Here is a 17549-nt window from a genome sequence, read left to right on the forward strand (position 1 = left end):
GTCAGGCCCCCTTCGACCGGCCGGGACGCTGCGGCGCGCTCTCGAGGTTGCTGAGGAACCGGTCGGCCCACCGCTGCACGTCGTGCTCGCAGACCCGGCGGCGCAGGGCCCGCATCAGGCGCCGCTTCTCCTTGGGGTCGGTCTCGAGGGCGCGGACCATCGTCTGCTTGAGGCCCTCGATGTCGTGCGGGTTGCACACGAAGGCCTGGTGCAGCTCGTGCCAGGCGCCGGTGAACTCGCTGAGCACGAGCGCGCCGCCCTCGTCGTGGCGGCAGGTGACGTACTCCTTGGCCACGAGGTTCATCCCGTCGCGCAGCGGGGTGACGAGCATGACGTCGGCGACCTGGAAGAGCGCGGCCATCTCCTCGCGCGGATAGCTCTGGTGCAGGTAGTGCACCGCCGGTGCGCCGAGGTCGGAGTACGTGCCGTTGATCCGCCCGACCGTCGTCTCGATCTCGGTGCGCAGCGTCTTGTAGGCCTCGACGCGCTCGCGGCTCGGGGTCGCGACCTGGACGAAGGTGATCTCCGGCGGGACGAAGACGCCCTCGTCGAGCAGCTCCTCGTAGGCCTTGAGCCGGTGCCGGATGCCCTTGGTGTAGTCGAGCCGGTCGACGCCGAGCATGACGATGTCGGGGTTGCCGAGTGACTCACGGATCTCGTGCGCCCGCTCCTGCACCGGCTCGCTGCGGGCGAGCTCGTCCAGCCCCGCGTAGTCGATGCTGATCGGCACCGCGGAGGCCCGGACCACGCGCTCGCCACCGTCCGGGCCCTTGGCGGTGACCGTCTCGCCCTTCGTGGCGCACCCACCGAGCTGCCGCGCCGCCCGCACGAAGTTCTGCGCGTCGGCCTGGCGCTGGAAGCCCAGGTAGTCCGCGCCGAGGAGCCCCTCGATGATCTTGGCGCGCCACGGCAGCTGCGCGAAGAGCCCGACGGGCGGGAAGGGGATGTGGTTGAACCAGCCGATGCGCACGTCGGGCCGGCGGGCGCGCACCATCGCCGGCACCAGCTGCAGCTGGTAGTCGTGGATCCAGACCTTGGCCCCCGGCGCGGCAATCTCGCAGACCGCGTCGGCGAACCGGGCGTTGACGACCTCGTAGTCCTGCCACCACTCGCGGTGGAAGTGCGCGGGGACGATGACGTCGTGGTAGATCGGCCACAGGGTGTCGTTGCTGAAGCCCTCGTAGTAGGTGGTCTGCTCCTCCTCCGAGAGCGGGACCGGGTGGAGCCACATCCCCGACTCCTCGAAGGGGGCGGGTGCCTCGCCGGTCTCGCCGGCCCACCCCACCCACGCGCCCTCGCGGCCGCGCATGACGGAGTCCATGGCGGTGACGAGGCCACCGGGGGAGCGGTGCCACTCGCTGCTGCCGTCTGGGGCGACGACGCGGTCGACGGGGAGCCTGTTGGCGGCGATGACGAGGTCGAACGTGCGCTGGCGTGACACGGGTGCTACCTCCGGAGGGTCGTTGGGTCCACCCTATGTACCCGCCAGGCCTTCCACCGACGCGTCCGGAGCACTACCGTCGATACATGAAGATCTCGGACGTGTTGCGCACCAAGGGCACCGACGTCGTCACGGTCCCGCCCGACTCGACGGTCGCGGAGCTGCTCGGGCTCCTCGCCGAGCACCACATCGGCGCCGTCGTCGTCTCCTCGGCCGACGGGGTCGTCGACGGGATCGTCTCCGAGCGTGACGTCGTGCGGCGCCTGCACGACGTCGGCACGCAGATCCTCGACGGGCCGGTCAGCGCGATCATGACCGACGAGGTGCACACCTGCGGTGAGCACGACGACATCAGCGATCTCGAGACGCAGATGACGGAGCGTCGCATCCGCCACGTCCCGGTCGTGCGCGACGGGCGGCTCGTGGCCATCGTGAGCATCGGCGACGTGGTCAAGCACCGCATCCGTGACCTGTCCGCCGAGCGCGACCAGCTCGAGGCCTACATCACGCAGTGACCGGTGGTGCACAGGCGCCACACAGCCGACGCTCCGACGACGCCCACCCGCGGCCTTCTACGCTGGGTGCCATGACGACACAGCGCCTCGGGCCCGAGCCCGCCCCGGAACCCCGGGGAGACGTCGCGGTGGCGCACTACGACACCATCGGCCCCTACCGCGTCCTGCAGCAGCTCGGGCAGGGCGGCATGGGCATCGTGCACCTCGCGCTCGACGCGCGCGGGCGCGCGGTCGCCGTCAAGGTCCTGCGCTCGCACGTCGCCCACGACGAGGACGCCCGCGCCCGCCTCGGGCGCGAGGTCGACACCCTCGCCCGGGTCCGCTCCCAGCGCATCGCGCCGGTCTTCGACGCTGACCTGGAGGCGGACCAGCCGTACATCGTCACGCGCTACGTGCCCGGCCCGAGCCTGGAGCAGCACGTCCGCGAGGAGGGTCCGCTCGACGCCCAGGCCCTGCTGCGCCTCGCTCGAGGCCTGACCGAGGCGCTGCGCGCCATCCACGAGGTCGGCGTCATCCACCGCGACCTCAAGCCGGGCAACGTCCTCCTGCTCGACGGCGACCCGGTCGTCATCGACTTCGGCATCGCGCACGTCGTCGAGAGCTCCCGGATGACCATGACGGGCCTCGTCATGGGCACTCCCGGGTACCTCTCGCCCGAGCTGGTCGAAGGGGGTGACGTCACGACCGCGACCGACTGGTGGGGGTGGGCGGCGACGCTCGTCTTCGCCGCGACCGGGCGCTCCCCCTTCGGTCGTGGCGGCATGGAGGCCGTCCTCGCCCGGGTCTGCCGTGGCGACGTCGACCTGCACGACGTCGACCCCGAGCTCGCCCCGCTGCTCTACGCGGCGCTCACCCCCGACCCCCGCCTGCGGCCCGACGCCGACGAGGTGCTGCTCGCCCTCGAGGCCTGGGCCGACGGGCGCCCGGTGACCGAGGTGCTGCCGCAGCGCACCCGCGCTCTCACCCCTGACGCGACCCGCGCCCTGCCGCCCGTCGCCGCGCCGCCCGCGCAGCGCAACGAGCCGCCGGCGCCGTGGGGCACCAATGACTGGACCGACCCGCGACCGGCCCCGCAGCCGGCGCCCGTCGCGGCGCCCGTGCCGCAGCCGCAGGACAACGGCTGGGGGATGCTGCCCCAACGTGAGCGGGCGCCCTGGCCCGGGACCCAGCAGCCCGGGACCCAGCAGCCCGGCCCCGGGGTCGGGATCGGCGACCGTCCGGGTGACCCGCGCATCGGGCGTCCCCGGCGCAGCGACGTCCTCGCCGCCCTGCTCGCTGCCGCGGTCGCCCTGACCGCGGCCCTTCCGTGGGTCGGCCTCGTGGTGGCGCTCGGCTGGTCCTGGCTCGCCCGGACCGTCGACCGGTCGATGACGGGCACCGTGCGCCGACGCCACCGCTACGGCCGGCGACGCAGCGACGGCTTCGCCGCCGCCGCGGCCTCGCCGTGGCACCTCGTCACCGCGGCGCTCACGACCGTCGTCGCCGCGCTGCTCCCGGTCGCCGTCGGTGGTGCGGGCCTGCTCGCGACCGCCCTCGCCCAGACCTCCGTCGACGGCCTCGGGGTTCGTCTGGACGCGCCCCTGCCGATCGCCGTGGGTTCGCTGCTCGCGCTGCTCACCGGGTGGTGGGGCCCCGGTGGCCCCGGCCTGCGTCGCGGCAGCCGCAGCCTCGTGCGCAGCGTGACCGGCGTGCCGGCCGCCCGGGGGCTCGTCGTCGCCGTGCTCCTCGTCGTCGCGCTCGGTGTCCTCGGCGCGCTCGCCGTGGGGGCGATCGACGTCTCCTGGTGGCCCGCGCTGCAGTCGCCGCTGCCGACCCCGGGGCAGCTACCCAGCCGATGACGACACCCCCGCCTCCGCCCCCATCGTCCCCGCGGCCGCGACGTCGGCCGGCCCGGCGGGCCGCCGCGACCCCGCACGACGGGACGCCGGTCCCGCAGACGGGGCCGCAGCCCAAGCCGCGTCGGCGGCCGAGTCTGCGCGGCGAGCAACCGACCGAGACGATCCCGCTGCGCGGTTCCCTGCGCGGCACGCCCTACCGTGACCCGCGGGTCACCCGCGCCGTCGCCGAGGAGCGCGCGGCCACCCACGCGATGGACCTCGCGCTGCGCGTCGCCGAGGTCATGCTCCGCTCCGGGTCGAGCGCCGCGGGTGTCGAGTCGGCCACGATCGCCGTCGGCGTCGCCGCCGGCCTCGAGGACCTCGACGTCGACCTGACGATGCAGTCGATGCACATGCAGTGCCGCACCCCGTCGGGCCAGACGATCTCCCGGCTGCGCGTCGTCCGCCAGCCGCGCCTCGACTTCGCCCGGCTGGCGCTGGTGCACGCACTCGTCGACGACCTCGTCTCCGGGGACATCGACATCGAGCAGGCCGAGTCCCAGCTGCGCGAGATCAGCCGGACGCCGCGGACGTGGTCCCGGTGGTTCGTGACCCTCGCCGAGGGTGGGGTCGCCGGTGGCGTCGCGCTGATCCTCGGGGCGAGCCTGCCCGCCGTGCTCGTCGCGATGCTCGCGGCCTGTGTGACGATCCTGCTCGCCGGCCTCATCGAGCGGCTCAACCTGCCCGACTTCTACCTCGGGGCGCTCGGCGGGGCGACCGCCACCGTCATCGCCTTCACCTCCTACGTGCTCAGCACGTACGGCATCCTCCCGATCTCCCCGGCGGACTTCGCCTTCATCGTCGCCGGTGGCATCGTCGCGCTGCTCCCGTCGCGGACGCTGATCTCCGCGATGGAGGACGTCCTCTCCGGCTTCCCGGTGACGGGCACCGCTCGGCTCTTCGCGGTGCTGCTGCACACCTTCGGGCTCATCGTGGGTGTCGCCGGGGGGCTGGGCCTGTGCCTGCAGGTCGGTGGCTGGCTCGACGTGGGCCTGACGCCACCGCCGCTCGACAAGCTCGCCTGGGCGTCGGCGGCGCTGCCGATGGTCATCTTCGGCTCGGTGCTCATCGGCCTCGCGGGGGCCGTCACCCTCCAGGACAGCCACCGGCTGCTGCTGCCCTCGGCGCTGCTGTGCGCCGTCGGCGTGAGCGTCGCGGCGGGGGTGATCAGCCTGGGCGTCGGCCGGGTCACGGCGACGGGTCTGGCGGCCGTCGTCATCGGCTTCCTCGCCCGCTTCATCGCGCTGCGGATGGACTCGCCCGCGCTCACGCTCTCGGTGCCGGCGTCCTTCGGCCTCTATCCCGGGCTCGGGATCTTCATCGGTCTGTACCACATGACCAGCCCGCCGACGATCAGCGACGGGTCGGACACGACGGCCGGTCTCTTCAGCGTCCTGGGGGCGCTCGGCGTCATCATGGCGATCGCCACGGGCAACACCCTCGGCGACCGGCTGGCCGCCCCCTTCGACGCCCCGGTGGCCCAGCGACGCCGCGTCGCCGTGGAGCAGGAGTCGGACCGCCGCGACGTCGAGGGCTGGGACATCGTCTGACCAGTGCCTGACGAATCCAGGTCACGGGATTGACTCGGTAGATCACGGGAAGGTAACGTTCCCGCCGTCCTCGAATGACGCCAGAACTGCTGGCAGCTTCACCACGAAGCCCCCTGAACTCCGTGGAAGGAACCCACACTCTGATGTTCTACTCGCCCAAGCACGCCCCCACCGTGACCACCTCGCCCGCCCGCCGCCGCATCGCCGGTGTCGCCGTGGCAGGCGCGACCGCGGCCGTCGGCTCCGTGGCCACCGCCCAGAGCTCCTCCGCCGCGACCAACGCCAACGTGTGGGACGCCGTCGCCCAGTGCGAGAGCGGTGGCAACTGGTCGATCAACACCGGCAACGGCTTCTACGGCGGCTTGCAGTTCACCAGCCAGACCTGGCAGGGCTTCGGCGGCGGCAAGTACGCCTCCAACGCGCACCAGGCCACCAAGGCGCAGCAGATCGAGATCGCGCAGGAGGTCCTCAAGGTGCAGGGTCCCGGCGCGTGGCCGGTGTGCTCGCAGAAGGCCGGCCTGACCAAGGCCAACGGCATGGTCGGTGGCGGCTCGACTGCCCCCGCCCCGACGCAGGCCCGGCAGCAGGCCCCGGAGCAGGCCTCGCGCTCCGAGGTCCGCGCCCCCGCGACCGCCGGCGCGCTCGTCGTCGACGGCATCCGCGGTCCGAAGACCAACGCCGCCATCGAGAAGTGGGTCGGCACCGCGCAGGACGGCACCCTGAGCTCCGCCGACGTCCAGGCCCTCCAGGCCAAGGTCGGCACCGGGCAGGACGGCGTCATCGGCCCGAAGACCACCTCGGCTCTCCAGCAGGTCGTCGGCGCCGACGTCGACGGCATCTGGGGCCCGCAGACCACCTCCAAGCTGCAGGCGTACCTCAACGCCAACTGATCCCAGCAGCCTCGCGAAGGGGGCCGCGCACCGACTCGGTGCGTGGCCCCCTTCGTCGTGCTCGGGGGTGCGGAGACGTGTGACACGAGGTGTCCACGGGGTCTGAGTTACAGGTCTGTATTTATGGTGCGGGTGTTGTCTGTGTGACTCCTGAGTCCTTAGCGTCGCTCTCGGACCTGCACGGGGTGCCCCTGCCCGTGCTCCGCCGAGATGAGGACTGCCACATGTTCAGCACCAATGACTTCCCCGACCAGCCGGTCTCCCGCCGCGGCCGTCGCCTGCGCGTCGCCGGCGGTGTCGTCACCGTCGGCGCCCTGGCCGCCGGTGGCATGGTCGTCGCCACCAACGCCGGCGCCGCCGAGACGGTCTGGGACCGCCTCGCCGCCTGCGAGTCGACCAGCAACTGGAGCATCAACACCGGCAACGGCTACTACGGCGGTGTGCAGTTCTCCTTCCAGACGTGGAAGGGGTTCGGCGGCCAGCAGTACGCGTACACCGCCGACCGCGCCACCAAGGGACAGCAGATCGAGATCGCGCAGAAGGTCCTCAAGGTGCAGGGCCCGGGCGCGTGGCCGGTCTGCTCCCGCCGGGCCGGCCTGACCCTCGCCAACGGACTGGCCGTCGACCCCTACAGCGGTGCCGAGCGCCCCTCGCGCGACAGCGACCGCACGCCCGCGACCACGGTGACCTCGACCGGCGGCAAGCTCGCCGTCGACGGCGTCCAGGGCCCGCGCACCAACGCCGGCATCGAGAAGTGGGGCGGTCGCCCCGTGAACGGCTACCTCGACAGCGCCGACAAGCAGGCCATGCAGCGCAAGCTCGGCGTCTCCGCGGACGGCATCGTCGGCCCGCAGACCACTCGCGCGCTCCAGGGCCGGGTCGGCGCCACGGTGGACGGCCAGTGGGGCCCGCAGACCACGTCGCGCCTGCAGTCCTGGCTCAACCGCAACGTCCTCTGACACGACCGGTGACTCGGTGACGACCGGGGCCGCGGGCTACGATGCCGCGGTCCCGGTCTTCGCGTCCCGGGCTCGCTGGCGTGGCGCAATTGGTAGCGCACCTGTCTTGTAAACAGGTGGTTGAGGGTTCGAGTCCCTTCGCCAGCTCTCTGAGCAGGGCAAACACGTCACCCACGACCCTGCACCCCCTTCAAGCCTCCACTTTCGCCTCCACTTAGGCCCGGCGAAGGGGGCCGCGGGTCGGCCGCTTCGAGCGCCGCGAGCACCCGAGGATCCTGCTCCCCGCGACCCAGGTAGACGTCCTGCGTCATCGACACCCGCGAGTGACCGAGCTGGTCGGCGATGATCCGCGCCGTCACCCCCGACCCGTCGAGGATGCTCGCCGTCGTCTTGCGCCAGGCATGCGAGGTCACCCACTCCAGATCACTGTCCGAGCGCACCTCGTAGAGCCACCGGCTCACCGTGCGCGGCTCACGGAAGCCCCCATCGATCGTGCCGAAGACCGGCTCGTCCGGACCCACCCCGACCTCGGCCCGCCGCCGCAACATCGCCACGCACCACTGAGGCAGGGGGAGGAGGCGCTGCCCGGCAGCCGACTTCGTGGCCTTGCGGATCAGGCCCTGCCCGGTCACCCGGATCAGCGTGGACGTCACCTCGACCGTGCCCCGCTCCAGGTCGACCTCCGACCACAGCACCGCGACGACCTCACCGATCCGCAGCCCCGTCGCCAGCATGAAGGCGCACAGGTCCGGCAGGTCGTGCTCGACCGCTCGAGGATTACGGGTCACGGCCAGGAACCATGCCGCCCGCTCCTGCTCGGTCAGGGCACGAGGCCGGCGCCGCGGACCAGCACTCAACCGCCGCACCTCCCTCGTCGGGTTGAACCGCACCGCACCCTCACGCACCGCCCGGCCCATCGCCCCCGAGATCACCGCCCGGGACGTGCGCGAGGTGGCCGACCCGACCCTCTCGTGCAGGTCCACAAGGAAGCGGTCCACGATCGGTGTCGTCACCTCACCCAGCCGCAGGTTGCCCAGCGCGGGGGAGACGTGCCGCCGCCACTGGTAGCGGTAGGTCTGCACCGTCCCCGGTGACCGCTCACCCATCCGCACGAGCTGGTCGAGATCGGCCAGCCACTGGCGCACCGCCTCGTCCAAGGTGTCCCGAGCCGTCAGCCCACCGGCCCCGGACGAGGCAGCATCCTCCAGCGCCGTGGTGAGCGCCCGTTGCGCCGCCGCCTGCGACGAGCCCCACCGCTCCACTCGCCGCTTGCGACCGTCGAAACCGCGGAACCACGCCCGACTCTTGTAGGTCGCCCCGGAGTCGGTGACGACGCGCACCGTCGAGATCGCGCCCCACTCACCCGGCGCGAGGCCCTGCCGTCCCACCGCTCACGCCGCCGTCTGCTCGTCGAGCCACGCGAAGACATCACTCTCCCGGTAGCGCAGCCGCCGACCGATCTTCAACGCGGGCGGGCCCTCGCCCTGGCACCGCCAGTCGTAGAGCGCCCCCACGGGCACCCCGAGGAACGTGGCGACGTCCTGGACGGTCCACAGCGGGTCGTGTCGATTGCACATCTGAATCCCCTTCTCTCCCATTGCCTGTCATCTGTCTGTCAGTGCGTCCGTGCCCTCTCGGCCCGCCACTGGTCGTAGGCCCGAGCACGATCCGCAGCAGCCAGGGCCAAAGCGGTATCCGCGTCGGTGTCCCACCCGGTGCCGACGTAGGTCCACGAACCGACGACGAGGGTGGTCTCCTCCTCGTCGTCGGCGATGAGGTCGGCGAAGTCGAGGACCGGCATCTGACGGCCCTCACGAGCGCAGTCGGCGGCGATCCGCTGCCACCGTTGCCGCGCCCGACGCAGGGCACCGAGGGTGATCGAGTAGCGCCGCGACTTGCTGGAGAAGTGCCCCCGGAAGCCGAGCATGTGCACCCACTTGCCCAGCAGCTCGTACTCATCACCCGCCGTCCGCCGGTCCGCGAGGTCATACAGCGTGGCCCGCAGGCGCCGGAAGTGGCTCGACTCGCTCCGAGGATCGGTCGTGTCCGATGCCGCCTTCGTCGCGTACTTCGCCAGATAACCGGCCACCTGCTCACCCACCAGCGGAGCATCCGGGTCGTCCCCCCGGGTCGCAGTCACCGAGCGGGCATCGACCTGCGCGCCGAAACGCAACCGGCCAGCCTCACGGCCAGCACACGGCGGGGCATCGAAATGCACCCGACCGGCAGCCTCCTCGAGGAGCCCCGCGAGCGTCCGAGCCGAGATCGAGTCGGGAGCCGCCGCGTACCCCTCCGGCGTCTTCGGGCCGTCGAGCCGCACCAGCGCGTGGAAGTGGACCACACCCCGCGCCTGGTACTCCGCGACCTTCGCATACTGCAACGTCGCCACCTCCCGCAGCCGAGAGTCCGGCACGCCCAACGCCCGGGCAATGACACGACGCGTCGTGATCGTGAAGCGCCGCCACAGCTCCGGTGCCCACCACTGCCAGATCGCGTGCCCCTCATAGTCGTAGCAGTCCGCACAGATCGGCGTCCCCACATCGAGGTCGTCACCCTCGTGCGCCTGCCAGCACGCCACCGGACGACCGTGCGCGCACACCACGTGCCCATCCCGAGGACGACACCGCTGGCCCCCCTTCGCCGCGTGGACGGGCCCGAAGGACGGAGCGGTCAGCGTCAGGAAGACCAGCGGGTTGGCGCTGACCCCCTCCGGCACGCTCTTGCCGCCGACCACGCCCGCCCGGATCATCTCGAAGGTGTCGCGGGCATAGATCCGCGAGCACGCCGGGCAGACACTCGCACGCCGGTTGCCGCACCGCACGTACGTCACCCCGAAGGGCTCGTGGGCCGAGGAGTAGCTGCCGAGCACCTCACCCGTGGCCCAGTCCACCCGAGACGAGGAGCCGACCAACTTGATCGGGTGCGCACAGTGCCCGACCCGAGACGCCGCATCAGCCCACGCATGGAAGGTGCCGCCCACGAGACGATCCACCAGCCCCTGCCGAGCCGCCGTCCCGAGGTCCCCGAGGTCGAGCGGGGCGTCGTCGCTGTAGCCGGGGAACAGGACACCCGGTGCGCGGCGCTGCCCCGTCACGGCAACCGGCCCGCGACGTGATGCCCGTCCTCACCGTCCACGTCGCGATGATCGTCGGCCGCACGATGCCGCACCACGTCGTCCAGGCACGCCGTCAGGCAACCGCACCAGGTCTCGTCCTCGTCGTGATGGAAGCCGCGGCACCGGTCATCCGGGCATCCACAGGTGTCGCCGTGCCACGTCGTCCACCCGCTGAAGTAGTGCACGTACTCCTGCAAGGTCAGACCGCGGTCCACGATGCGCAAACGGGCCTGGATGCTCAGCCCTTTGATGACGTTGTACGGGTACGGCATCAGAACTCACCCGCAGCCGTCCGAGCACTCACGCAGTCCAGGCACACGAGGTGGTCGAGCCCGTTGTGGATGACGTAGGACCAGCCCTCGCACAAGGTCGTCGCCGCCGCGATGGCGTCCGAGGTCGTCGGGAAGATCGTCCGAGCATCGAAGCGCCGCACGAACACCACTCCGCACTCGTCGCACGCGACCGCAGCGCCCCGGCCCAGCGTCGAGCGAAGGGGGAGCACCTCCGATGGGGCAGCAGCCAGCATCCAGCTCATGCCGTCTCACCCAGCTCGATGCGCTCGTGATCCGTGCTGCCACCCCACACGCCCTGGTCGTCCCAGGTCTGCGCGTACTCCCGGCACATGCGCCGCACCGGGCACGAGGCACACACCCGCAGCGCCTTGTCCGTGTCGTCGCGGCCCCGCTCCGGGAACCACCAGTCCGGGTGCGGATGACCCACACAGGCCCCGTGAGTGTTGAGCGTGGCCAACGTGCGCGTCGCAGCGCGAGTGCGCTCATTCGGCATCATGACGAACCCCTTCCCTCGATGACTCCCACCGCTTCGGGGCCGGGTAGTGCGCCGACGTCGCCTTGATGAGCGCGTCGGGCCAGAAGTGCGCCCGCACCCGCGCCACCGCTCCCTCTTCGGTGACGAGGTAGCCGGCACCGCGCAGGTCGTCGGGGATGAGATGAGCCGGTGCCTCGTCGCTCATGCCGGACCCCAGGACCATCTGCACCTCCTCGACGCTCTGCAACCGCAGGGCGACGGTCTGCGTGAAAAGCCCACGCATCGGCACGGTCTCCTTCTTCGGGTCCTGCACGAAGGCGACGACGACCACGCCCATCGCCCGGCCTTGCGTCAGGATCTCGGCCAAGAGGCGGTTGCCCTCCTTCTTCACCCCGGCCTCGGCGTACGCGGTCAGCGCCGCGAGCTCGTCGATGACGAGGACGTGCAGCGGGTCACCGGGAACAGGCTCGTGAAGACGGGACCGCCCGACCATCCGACCGGCCCGCTCGTCGATGATCCCCAGCAGATCGCGCAACACCTCCACGGCCTGCTCTGGCTGGTAGGCGGTGCGGTACATCAGCCCGTCACCCATCGCGATCTCCACACCGCGCTTGAGATCCACGCCATGCACCCGCACCGTGTCCTGCCTGATCCACGGCCCCAGCGAGGCGACCGCACCCCACAGCACCGACCCCTTACCCGAACCGGAGCGACCCGCGACCAGCGTGTGCCTACCGACCAACGACAGCCGCCACGGCTCGCCCGACTCCTCCCGACCGACCTCGACCGGCTCCAACGGCGACCCCGCCTCACGATCCTGAGGAAGCGTCGCCAGCGTCGCGCCCACCAGAGCGTCACGCATCGTGAACCGCATCGACGCCACCGCAGGGGAGAGAACCGAAGCCCGGAAGGCCGCAGCACCGAAGTCAGCCGCGAACTTCTCAGCCGCCGCGACGATCTCGGAGGACGACTGTCCCCGCCGAGCCCGGACACGAGCAACGACCACACCGCCGCACGAGTCCACCCCGAGCAGCTCCGGATCAACCCACCGGCTGCCCTCACGGGAGCGGACCTCCTTCGAGAGGCCAGCGGCCCGCGAGACTTGCGCGAACTCGGACCGCACCATCCGCCGGCAGAACCACGCCACGACCTGATCCGGGTACGACACCGACAGCACGAGCGCGACGACAAAGACAGCCACGGCAACCCCGGCCGTCCACCACCCCAGCACATGCAGCTGCGCCGCCAAGGAGGCCCGCTCCAGGGCCGAACCGGCCACCCACGCGACAAGGTGCAGCGCAACGCACACCGCCAGGAGCCGCCACAGCGCAGGGCCCGCCGCCCGGACCGCGAGGGCAACCCCACGGACCAGACGACGGACCCACCACGGCAGCGCCCTCATCACGCAGCCGCCGACTCCGAGCGAACCGAGGTCGAGGGCTTCGCACCCTTGTCCGGCGCGACCATCTCCTCAGCCCGGAAGGACCACGCCAGCCGAGGCCGGGTGCCGTTGTCATCCACGTACGGCAGAGCCGTGAGACCGACGAACTCCACCGGAGTCCACGGAAACTGCGTCGTGTTCTCCGGAGGCACCGGCTGCACCTTCGCCGCGATCTTGATCGACAGCGCCGTCTCCTTCTTCGCCGCCTCCTCGTCCGCGTCCAGGACCGTCACCTGCCACAACGGCAGCCCCGAGTCCTTGTCCAGCTGCTGCGGCCTCGACCCGTCCGGACGCTTCTCCGCGTCGAAGTCCGCCACCGGCTCCACACCCCCCTTCAAGAACGCACCCGCGGGGAAGACATCCGCGTGACCGACCGGGAACCGACGCTGCATCGCCATGAGACTCACTCCTAAGTGGTATGTGCCAGTAACTACAAGGTGGCATATACCACTTGTCCGCGCAACCGGGAGCGGAGGGAGTGTGAACGAAGAGCTAGGAGAGCTCGTAGCGGTGCTCGGCCGTGAAGCGACCGGGCGGGTAGACCGCCTCAGCGAACTCGATGGGGGAGTCGGCGCCGTCGTAGACGGTGTGCTCGACCACGAGGACCGGGGCGGAGGCGTCCGCCAATCCGAGTGCGGCAGAGTCGTCCTCGCCAGCCGGCCGCGCGGTCATGCGGTCGCGGGCATAGCGAGCGGTGCGGCCGGTCCGCTCTTCGACGTAGGCCACGGTGCCGGTGCGGATCCGCTCCGTCGAGAGGAGTCGGGGAGCAGCGGCAGCCAGATCCACGCTGAACCAGGACGTGGACGCTTCAACTCGCTCCTCACCGTCCCAGGTGATGCGGCGTCGCCGGATTGCGGCTTTGCCCTCCGGAAGGGCGAGACCGCGTGCCACCGTCTCCGGGGGCTCCTCGACGATCTCCGCCGACACGATCTCCGCCCGCTCCTTCCCGCTGTAGATGCGGCCGGAGCGCTTGGCCCTGGCGTAGCGGTCGACCGGGCGTCGGTGAACGTTCAGGTCAGAGACGAAGGTGCCCGAGCCCTGCACCGAGTGCACGAAACCTTCTGTTCGCAAGAGGGCCAGCGCCTTGGTGGCTGTGGGGCGAGAGACGTCGTACTTGGCCGCCAACGCTCGCTCGCTTGGAACCTCGTCGCCGGCTCGGAGCTCTCCGCTGAGGATGCGCGTGCGGAAGTCGTCGGCGATGCGCCGAAACTTCGCAGGGGGCTGGCCGCTCATCACTCGCTCTCCATCTGGCTAATACCACTTCAGGGTAGAGGTTGCAGCCCACCCGAGACACAATCGGCCCATGAGGACTCTCTACGTCGCAGCAGGAGGCGGCGGGGATGCTGTCGGCGCGCTGCTGGCTCGTCGTGCCCTCGGGGACACGGACGAGCGCCCACCACTCGTCACGACATGCGCTTGGGAGCGGCTGCGGATCGACCCCGTGCCAGGTCCTCGTGCTCGGGCCGACTTCACGGGTCTAGGGCTGGTCGACGGTGTGCCGTGTGAGGTGCTGCCCTCGTCGGACACAGTGCCATCAGACCGGTCCGTCCTCCCTCGTCTAGCGGAAACGAGCGGCGCGCGGATCTTCCTTCACGACTTCGAAGGGGGAGCCGTAGGCCTTACCGAGCAGCTCCAGCACCTCGTAAGGTCGTTGGAGATAGACAGGCTCGTAGTCGTTGACGTCGGTGGAGACATCGTGGCGCGCGGATCTGAACTGGGACTTCTCAGTCCGCTTGCAGACTCACTCACGCTGGCGGCTGCTTTCGGTACCGCAGCCCCAACCTCAGTCGTTGTCCTCGGCCCTGGAGCGGACGCCGAGCTGTCTGAGGCCGAAGGCTTAAGTCTTCTTGAGGCGATCGGCGCTGCGACGATCGGGCGCATTACGCCCAGCGATGTACGCAGTCTGGAAGCGGTCCTCTCCTGGCACCCCACGGAGGCAACAGCACTGGTGGCAGCGGGGGCCATAGGCACACGGGGACGCGTCCTGATGAGGCGCGGTAGCGACCCCGTTCCGATCACGGAACGCACCCCGGAGGTATGGGTGGCCACCCACCCGGCCCTGACCTCGTTTCCGGTTGCTCAAGTACTCGTCGGGGCCAAGACTTTGCCCGAGGTTGAGGCGTTAATCCGCACGGCCGCTGTGAACGAGATCGACTTCGAACGAACGGTTGCAGCCCAATCCAAGCGTGACATGAGTCCAAGTAGCCTGCCTCGACTCATGTCAGAGATGAAGGCGGTAGGCGCGACCCACATCACCGATCGGCGGCTATCCCACGCGGTCGGAGCCCGCAGATTTGCCGCGGCGAAGGCTGCCTCGCACCACAGCCAGAGCAACTTGTGGTCTCTGGATGAACTTGCACAAGCTGCTACGCGTGCTGCCCCACGGGACCAGCCCGTGCGACCACTCGACTCTTGACAGTCAGCTGCGCAAATTCCGCGCGTTTTGGGCCATCTCCTCAGTCACAAGAGTCGCCATGCTCCACAGGTGGGGGCCGAGGATCATGCCGACCTGGCCGTTCCGCAGAAGTTCCAGCGTCCCACCGTGTCCGGTACGGATCTCGTCTGGAGCCGCGAAGTGCTTCGACTCGCCCTCCCTCGTGGTGATGTGCGCCCCTGGCGCGAACCTGCCGGACGGAACCTTATTCAAATCGAGCTGTCCGTCCGCGTCGAACACGTCGGCCATCTGCTCAGGTGTCATCTTCTCCATACTTGGAGTGTGCCACTAAGGGTTGCCAGCCCGTAGCGCCGGTTCGGCAGAAGGTGGGCGAGCGACGTCCGAATATCTACACCGGAGCCGGCAACCGCCATCGGATCGTCAGCAGCCGGCAGTTGTCGACCCGACCGGCTAAGTTAAGTCCTGGGCGCCGTCCGCCACGGCTCCTGTTATGGCCGTCGCTCGCCTTCACTTGCAGCTCAGGCCTCGTGCGCTTCTGCAGGTGATGCCTAGGGGCGGCCTGCAGACTCGCGGGGTCCGGCACTTGAGGTCCGGCGGCGCAGCACTATGAGCACGTAGGGAGGGCCATGCCTAGCTCGAGGGACATGGCTGCGGGGATCATCATTTTGACCCTCGTGGTACTGATCTTTGCCAACAAGGCGACGCGAAGGTCGGCCTTCGCGGTTGTCGATGCGGTCCGGGGGAAGTTACTTAGGTCGTTCGTGGTCTACGTCGCCTACTTCTGGTGCGTGCTTTCGGCCGCACAGTGGGTCGGCCTCTGGAGCACAAGAATGGTCGGTGAATCCGTTGCCTGGCTGATTCTTTCCGGCATTACAACCTTTGGCAAATTCGTGAAAGTAGCGTCTGAGGAGCGCTTCTTTCGCAATTACCTCTTGTCGCTCGTTGAGTATGGAACGTTAATTGCGTTAATGATCAATATCGTCACATTTAATTTAGTCGTGGAACTGCTTATTGGCGTGATCTCCATCATGATTGTCCTCCTTAAGGAAGTTGCTCGGCATAAGAACGCGCTGCGCGCGGAACAATCGCTGAACGGGATGCTCGTGTTCATAGGCTTCGGGATTTTGACTGCCTCGGCGTGGAGTATTTCTACTGGATGGTCTTCACTTGATTTCGAGCAGATCGCGCTCTCCTTGGCAATGGCGATATGGCTCCCCGTTGCCATGCTTCCCTTTGTCGCGGCAATGGGCGTCGTGAGTGAGTATGAATTGCTGTTTCTCCGGCTCGACTACGTATCAGGCAGCGCCAGCCCTTGGTTGGCTAGGCTCGCGCTGCTGCGTGAGCTGGGCGTACACCGGCCACGTCTGATCCGTGGATTCTCCAAAGGATGGCATTGGGAATTGCGTCAGGTTGACACTTGGCCACGTGCACGCAGTGTCGTCCGAAAATACAAACGATCTCAACTCCGCAACCTCTGTCAACTCCATTGGGCAGATGTGGACAGAATGGCACGTATTGCGACTCGCGCACACGGCTATTACTACTCTTCGGTAACGCGACGAGGGGGAGTGGGCAGAGTTCTCAAGATCGTGCGAGAGCGGCAGCCGGGCTGGGAATTCATGCTATACACCGCAGCACTCGAACACATGATCGCGAATGTTGAAGCGTGGGCTCAGTTAAAAAGCCGGTCGCGTCAAGCGCTAAGGGCGAAATCGCTCTCGGCGTTAGAGGTGTCAAGGTGGCTGGCGGACTTTTCGAAAGAGCCCGTGGAGGTCATTAAACGCCTCGAGAATGCGCTGACCCGTGAAAGGAGTGAAGCGGCGTTTGGGCAACCCGGAGAGGACGGGGATCCGAGATCGATTGTGTATCTAGCAGGCGCAATTGCTGCGACGTACGCAGAGCTCGGTGATCTCACACATAGAGCGGAGTTGGCCATCCCGTCAAGTGAGAAACTGGCGCGGTCGGCGGCTCTACAAGGTGTTGCGGGGCTCTCCACACAAATAGCAGAATACGCGCAGCGACTAGAAATCCAACTCGCTGGGTTGCCTGAGCGCCTCACCGAGGGCGGGCCAGTGGAACTAGATATGGGCCTCGAACTGAGCTTGTCGGATGCGGCCGAGGAGTCGTGGGATCAAGCGTTCAAGCACTATGGTCCAGTCGGACCGTGAGTAGTGAGAACTTTCTGTACTGACTCAAGCGCGCCTCCGGCGCGAGCCGGCGGGCCTTCGGCCCGCCGCCGTGCCGGGCGTGCGGCCTGCGGCCGTTCCGGGCGCGGCGTCGGGCCGAGCCCGCACGGCACAAAGAAGCGACGCCCAGGACTTGATCCCGAGCGCCGCTCCCTTCCGACTTGCAGCTACCCGGCACCCCGAGCGATCACGTCACCCTCACGCCTCCGACCCGCCGCTCCACTCTCCGCCCACCTCCGGACCGCATCAAGGGCGCTCCGCGTCACTGCGTGATGGACTCCGTCCACCCTTGACCCGGCCACTCCGGCAGGCTCCTCTGCTCCGCTACAGGGTCGGCGGCTAGATCTGGCCAGCCCTCCACTTAAGCGGCTCTCCGTGGTTCGTGGTGAAGGAGAGGTCCGCGTCGTAGCGG

At 69.3% G+C, this 17549-nt stretch carries 19 protein-coding genes and 1 tRNA gene; 9 read left to right on the top strand and 11 right to left on the bottom strand.

The window, feature by feature from the left end; translation table 11 throughout:
• Window position 1: 1 nt before the first annotated feature.
• The gene (locus tag ABC138_RS10480) at window positions 2–1441 is read right to left on the bottom strand and encodes a trehalose-6-phosphate synthase (RefSeq protein WP_345913640.1); all 1440 of its coding nucleotides are present in this window, start codon (window positions 1439–1441) and stop codon (window positions 2–4) included.
• Between the two features lie 86 nt (window positions 1442–1527).
• Here ABC138_RS10480 and ABC138_RS10485 point away from each other — a divergent pair, with 86 nt between their 5' ends.
• From ABC138_RS10485 to ABC138_RS10510, 6 genes are all read left to right on the top strand, one after another.
• Window positions 1528–1956, top strand: coding sequence for a CBS domain-containing protein (locus tag ABC138_RS10485; protein ID WP_345913641.1), 429 nt, complete (start codon window positions 1528–1530; stop codon window positions 1954–1956).
• A 71-nt stretch (window positions 1957–2027) separates the two neighbouring features.
• Window positions 2028–3794: a serine/threonine-protein kinase gene (locus ABC138_RS10490; protein WP_345913642.1), complete on the top strand. Its 1767-nt coding sequence runs from the start codon at window positions 2028–2030 to the stop codon at window positions 3792–3794.
• Window positions 3791–5383 carry a threonine/serine exporter family protein gene (locus tag ABC138_RS10495; protein ID WP_068326845.1) on the top strand — a complete coding sequence of 531 codons (1593 nt, stop codon included), beginning with the start codon at window positions 3791–3793 and terminating at the stop codon, window positions 5381–5383. Before ABC138_RS10490 ends, ABC138_RS10495 begins: the two co-directional genes overlap by 4 nt.
• A 122-nt stretch (window positions 5384–5505) precedes the next feature.
• Window positions 5506–6273, top strand: coding sequence for a transglycosylase family protein (locus tag ABC138_RS10500; protein WP_303621117.1), 768 nt, complete (start codon window positions 5506–5508; stop codon window positions 6271–6273).
• Between the two features lie 224 nt (window positions 6274–6497).
• On the top strand, window positions 6498–7232 hold the full coding sequence (locus ABC138_RS10505) for a transglycosylase family protein (protein WP_345913643.1): 735 nt from the start codon (window positions 6498–6500) through the stop codon (window positions 7230–7232).
• Between the two features lie 74 nt (window positions 7233–7306).
• A tRNA-Thr gene (locus tag ABC138_RS10510) sits at window positions 7307–7379 on the top strand.
• Window positions 7380–7399: 20 nt separating this feature from the next.
• Here ABC138_RS10510 and ABC138_RS10515 read toward each other — a convergent pair.
• The 3 genes from ABC138_RS10515 to ABC138_RS10525 are packed head-to-tail and all read right to left on the bottom strand — an operon-like array spanning window position 7400 to window position 10224.
• Complete coding sequence (locus ABC138_RS10515; protein WP_345913644.1) at window positions 7400–8620, bottom strand: tyrosine-type recombinase/integrase; 1221 nt, start codon at window positions 8618–8620, stop codon at window positions 7400–7402.
• A 3-nt stretch (window positions 8621–8623) separates the two neighbouring features.
• On the bottom strand, window positions 8624–8809 hold the full coding sequence (locus ABC138_RS10520; RefSeq protein ID WP_040880612.1) for a helix-turn-helix domain-containing protein: 186 nt from the start codon (window positions 8807–8809) through the stop codon (window positions 8624–8626).
• 38 nt (window positions 8810–8847) lie between these two features.
• Complete coding sequence (locus ABC138_RS10525; protein ID WP_345913655.1) at window positions 8848–10224, bottom strand: replication initiator; 1377 nt, start codon at window positions 10222–10224, stop codon at window positions 8848–8850.
• On the opposite strand from ABC138_RS10525, the gene ABC138_RS10530 reads away from it, so the two are divergent.
• Window positions 10195–10347 carry a hypothetical protein gene (locus tag ABC138_RS10530; RefSeq protein ID WP_345913656.1) on the top strand — a complete coding sequence of 51 codons (153 nt, stop codon included), beginning with the start codon at window positions 10195–10197 and terminating at the stop codon, window positions 10345–10347. The genes ABC138_RS10525 and ABC138_RS10530 overlap by 30 nt on opposite strands.
• Here ABC138_RS10530 and ABC138_RS10535 read toward each other — a convergent pair.
• From ABC138_RS10535 to ABC138_RS10560, 6 genes are all read right to left on the bottom strand, one after another.
• Window positions 10323–10619, bottom strand: coding sequence for a hypothetical protein (locus tag ABC138_RS10535; protein ID WP_345913645.1), 297 nt, complete (start codon window positions 10617–10619; stop codon window positions 10323–10325). The two genes, ABC138_RS10530 and ABC138_RS10535, sit on opposite strands and share 25 nt — an antisense overlap.
• A complete protein-coding gene (locus tag ABC138_RS10540) occupies window positions 10619–10882 on the bottom strand; it encodes a hypothetical protein (protein WP_345913646.1) in 264 nt (87 codons plus the stop codon). Before ABC138_RS10540 ends, ABC138_RS10535 begins: the two co-directional genes overlap by 1 nt.
• Window positions 10879–11136: a WhiB family transcriptional regulator gene (locus tag ABC138_RS10545; protein ID WP_345913647.1), complete on the bottom strand. Its 258-nt coding sequence runs from the start codon at window positions 11134–11136 to the stop codon at window positions 10879–10881. Before ABC138_RS10545 ends, ABC138_RS10540 begins: the two co-directional genes overlap by 4 nt.
• The gene (locus ABC138_RS10550) at window positions 11123–12517 is read right to left on the bottom strand and encodes an FtsK/SpoIIIE domain-containing protein (RefSeq protein WP_345913648.1); all 1395 of its coding nucleotides are present in this window, start codon (window positions 12515–12517) and stop codon (window positions 11123–11125) included. Before ABC138_RS10550 ends, ABC138_RS10545 begins: the two co-directional genes overlap by 14 nt.
• Entirely contained in the window at window positions 12517–12954 is a 438-nt protein-coding gene (locus ABC138_RS10555; protein ID WP_345913649.1) for a plasmid replication, integration and excision activator, read from the bottom strand. The genes ABC138_RS10550 and ABC138_RS10555 overlap by 1 nt, the downstream gene beginning before the upstream one ends.
• A 94-nt stretch (window positions 12955–13048) precedes the next feature.
• Window positions 13049–13789 carry a GntR family transcriptional regulator gene (locus ABC138_RS10560; protein WP_345913650.1) on the bottom strand — a complete coding sequence of 247 codons (741 nt, stop codon included), beginning with the start codon at window positions 13787–13789 and terminating at the stop codon, window positions 13049–13051.
• A 70-nt stretch (window positions 13790–13859) separates the two neighbouring features.
• On the opposite strand from ABC138_RS10560, the gene ABC138_RS10565 reads away from it, so the two are divergent.
• Window positions 13860–14972 carry a DUF1152 domain-containing protein gene (locus ABC138_RS10565; protein ID WP_345913651.1) on the top strand — a complete coding sequence of 371 codons (1113 nt, stop codon included), beginning with the start codon at window positions 13860–13862 and terminating at the stop codon, window positions 14970–14972.
• A gap of 3 nt (window positions 14973–14975) precedes the next feature.
• Here ABC138_RS10565 and ABC138_RS10570 read toward each other — a convergent pair whose 3' ends face one another.
• The gene (locus tag ABC138_RS10570; RefSeq protein ID WP_345913652.1) at window positions 14976–15263 is read right to left on the bottom strand and encodes a hypothetical protein; all 288 of its coding nucleotides are present in this window, start codon (window positions 15261–15263) and stop codon (window positions 14976–14978) included.
• A gap of 332 nt (window positions 15264–15595) precedes the next feature.
• Between ABC138_RS10570 and ABC138_RS10575 the strand changes: the two genes are divergently transcribed.
• Window positions 15596–17119 carry a hypothetical protein gene (locus ABC138_RS10575; protein ID WP_345913653.1) on the top strand — a complete coding sequence of 508 codons (1524 nt, stop codon included), beginning with the start codon at window positions 15596–15598 and terminating at the stop codon, window positions 17117–17119.
• Window positions 17120–17549: the final 430 nt, after the last annotated feature.

Origin of the sequence: Janibacter sp. LM (assembly GCF_039631275.1) — a bacterium.
Classification (GTDB): Bacteria; Actinomycetota; Actinomycetes; order Actinomycetales; family Dermatophilaceae; genus Janibacter; species Janibacter terrae.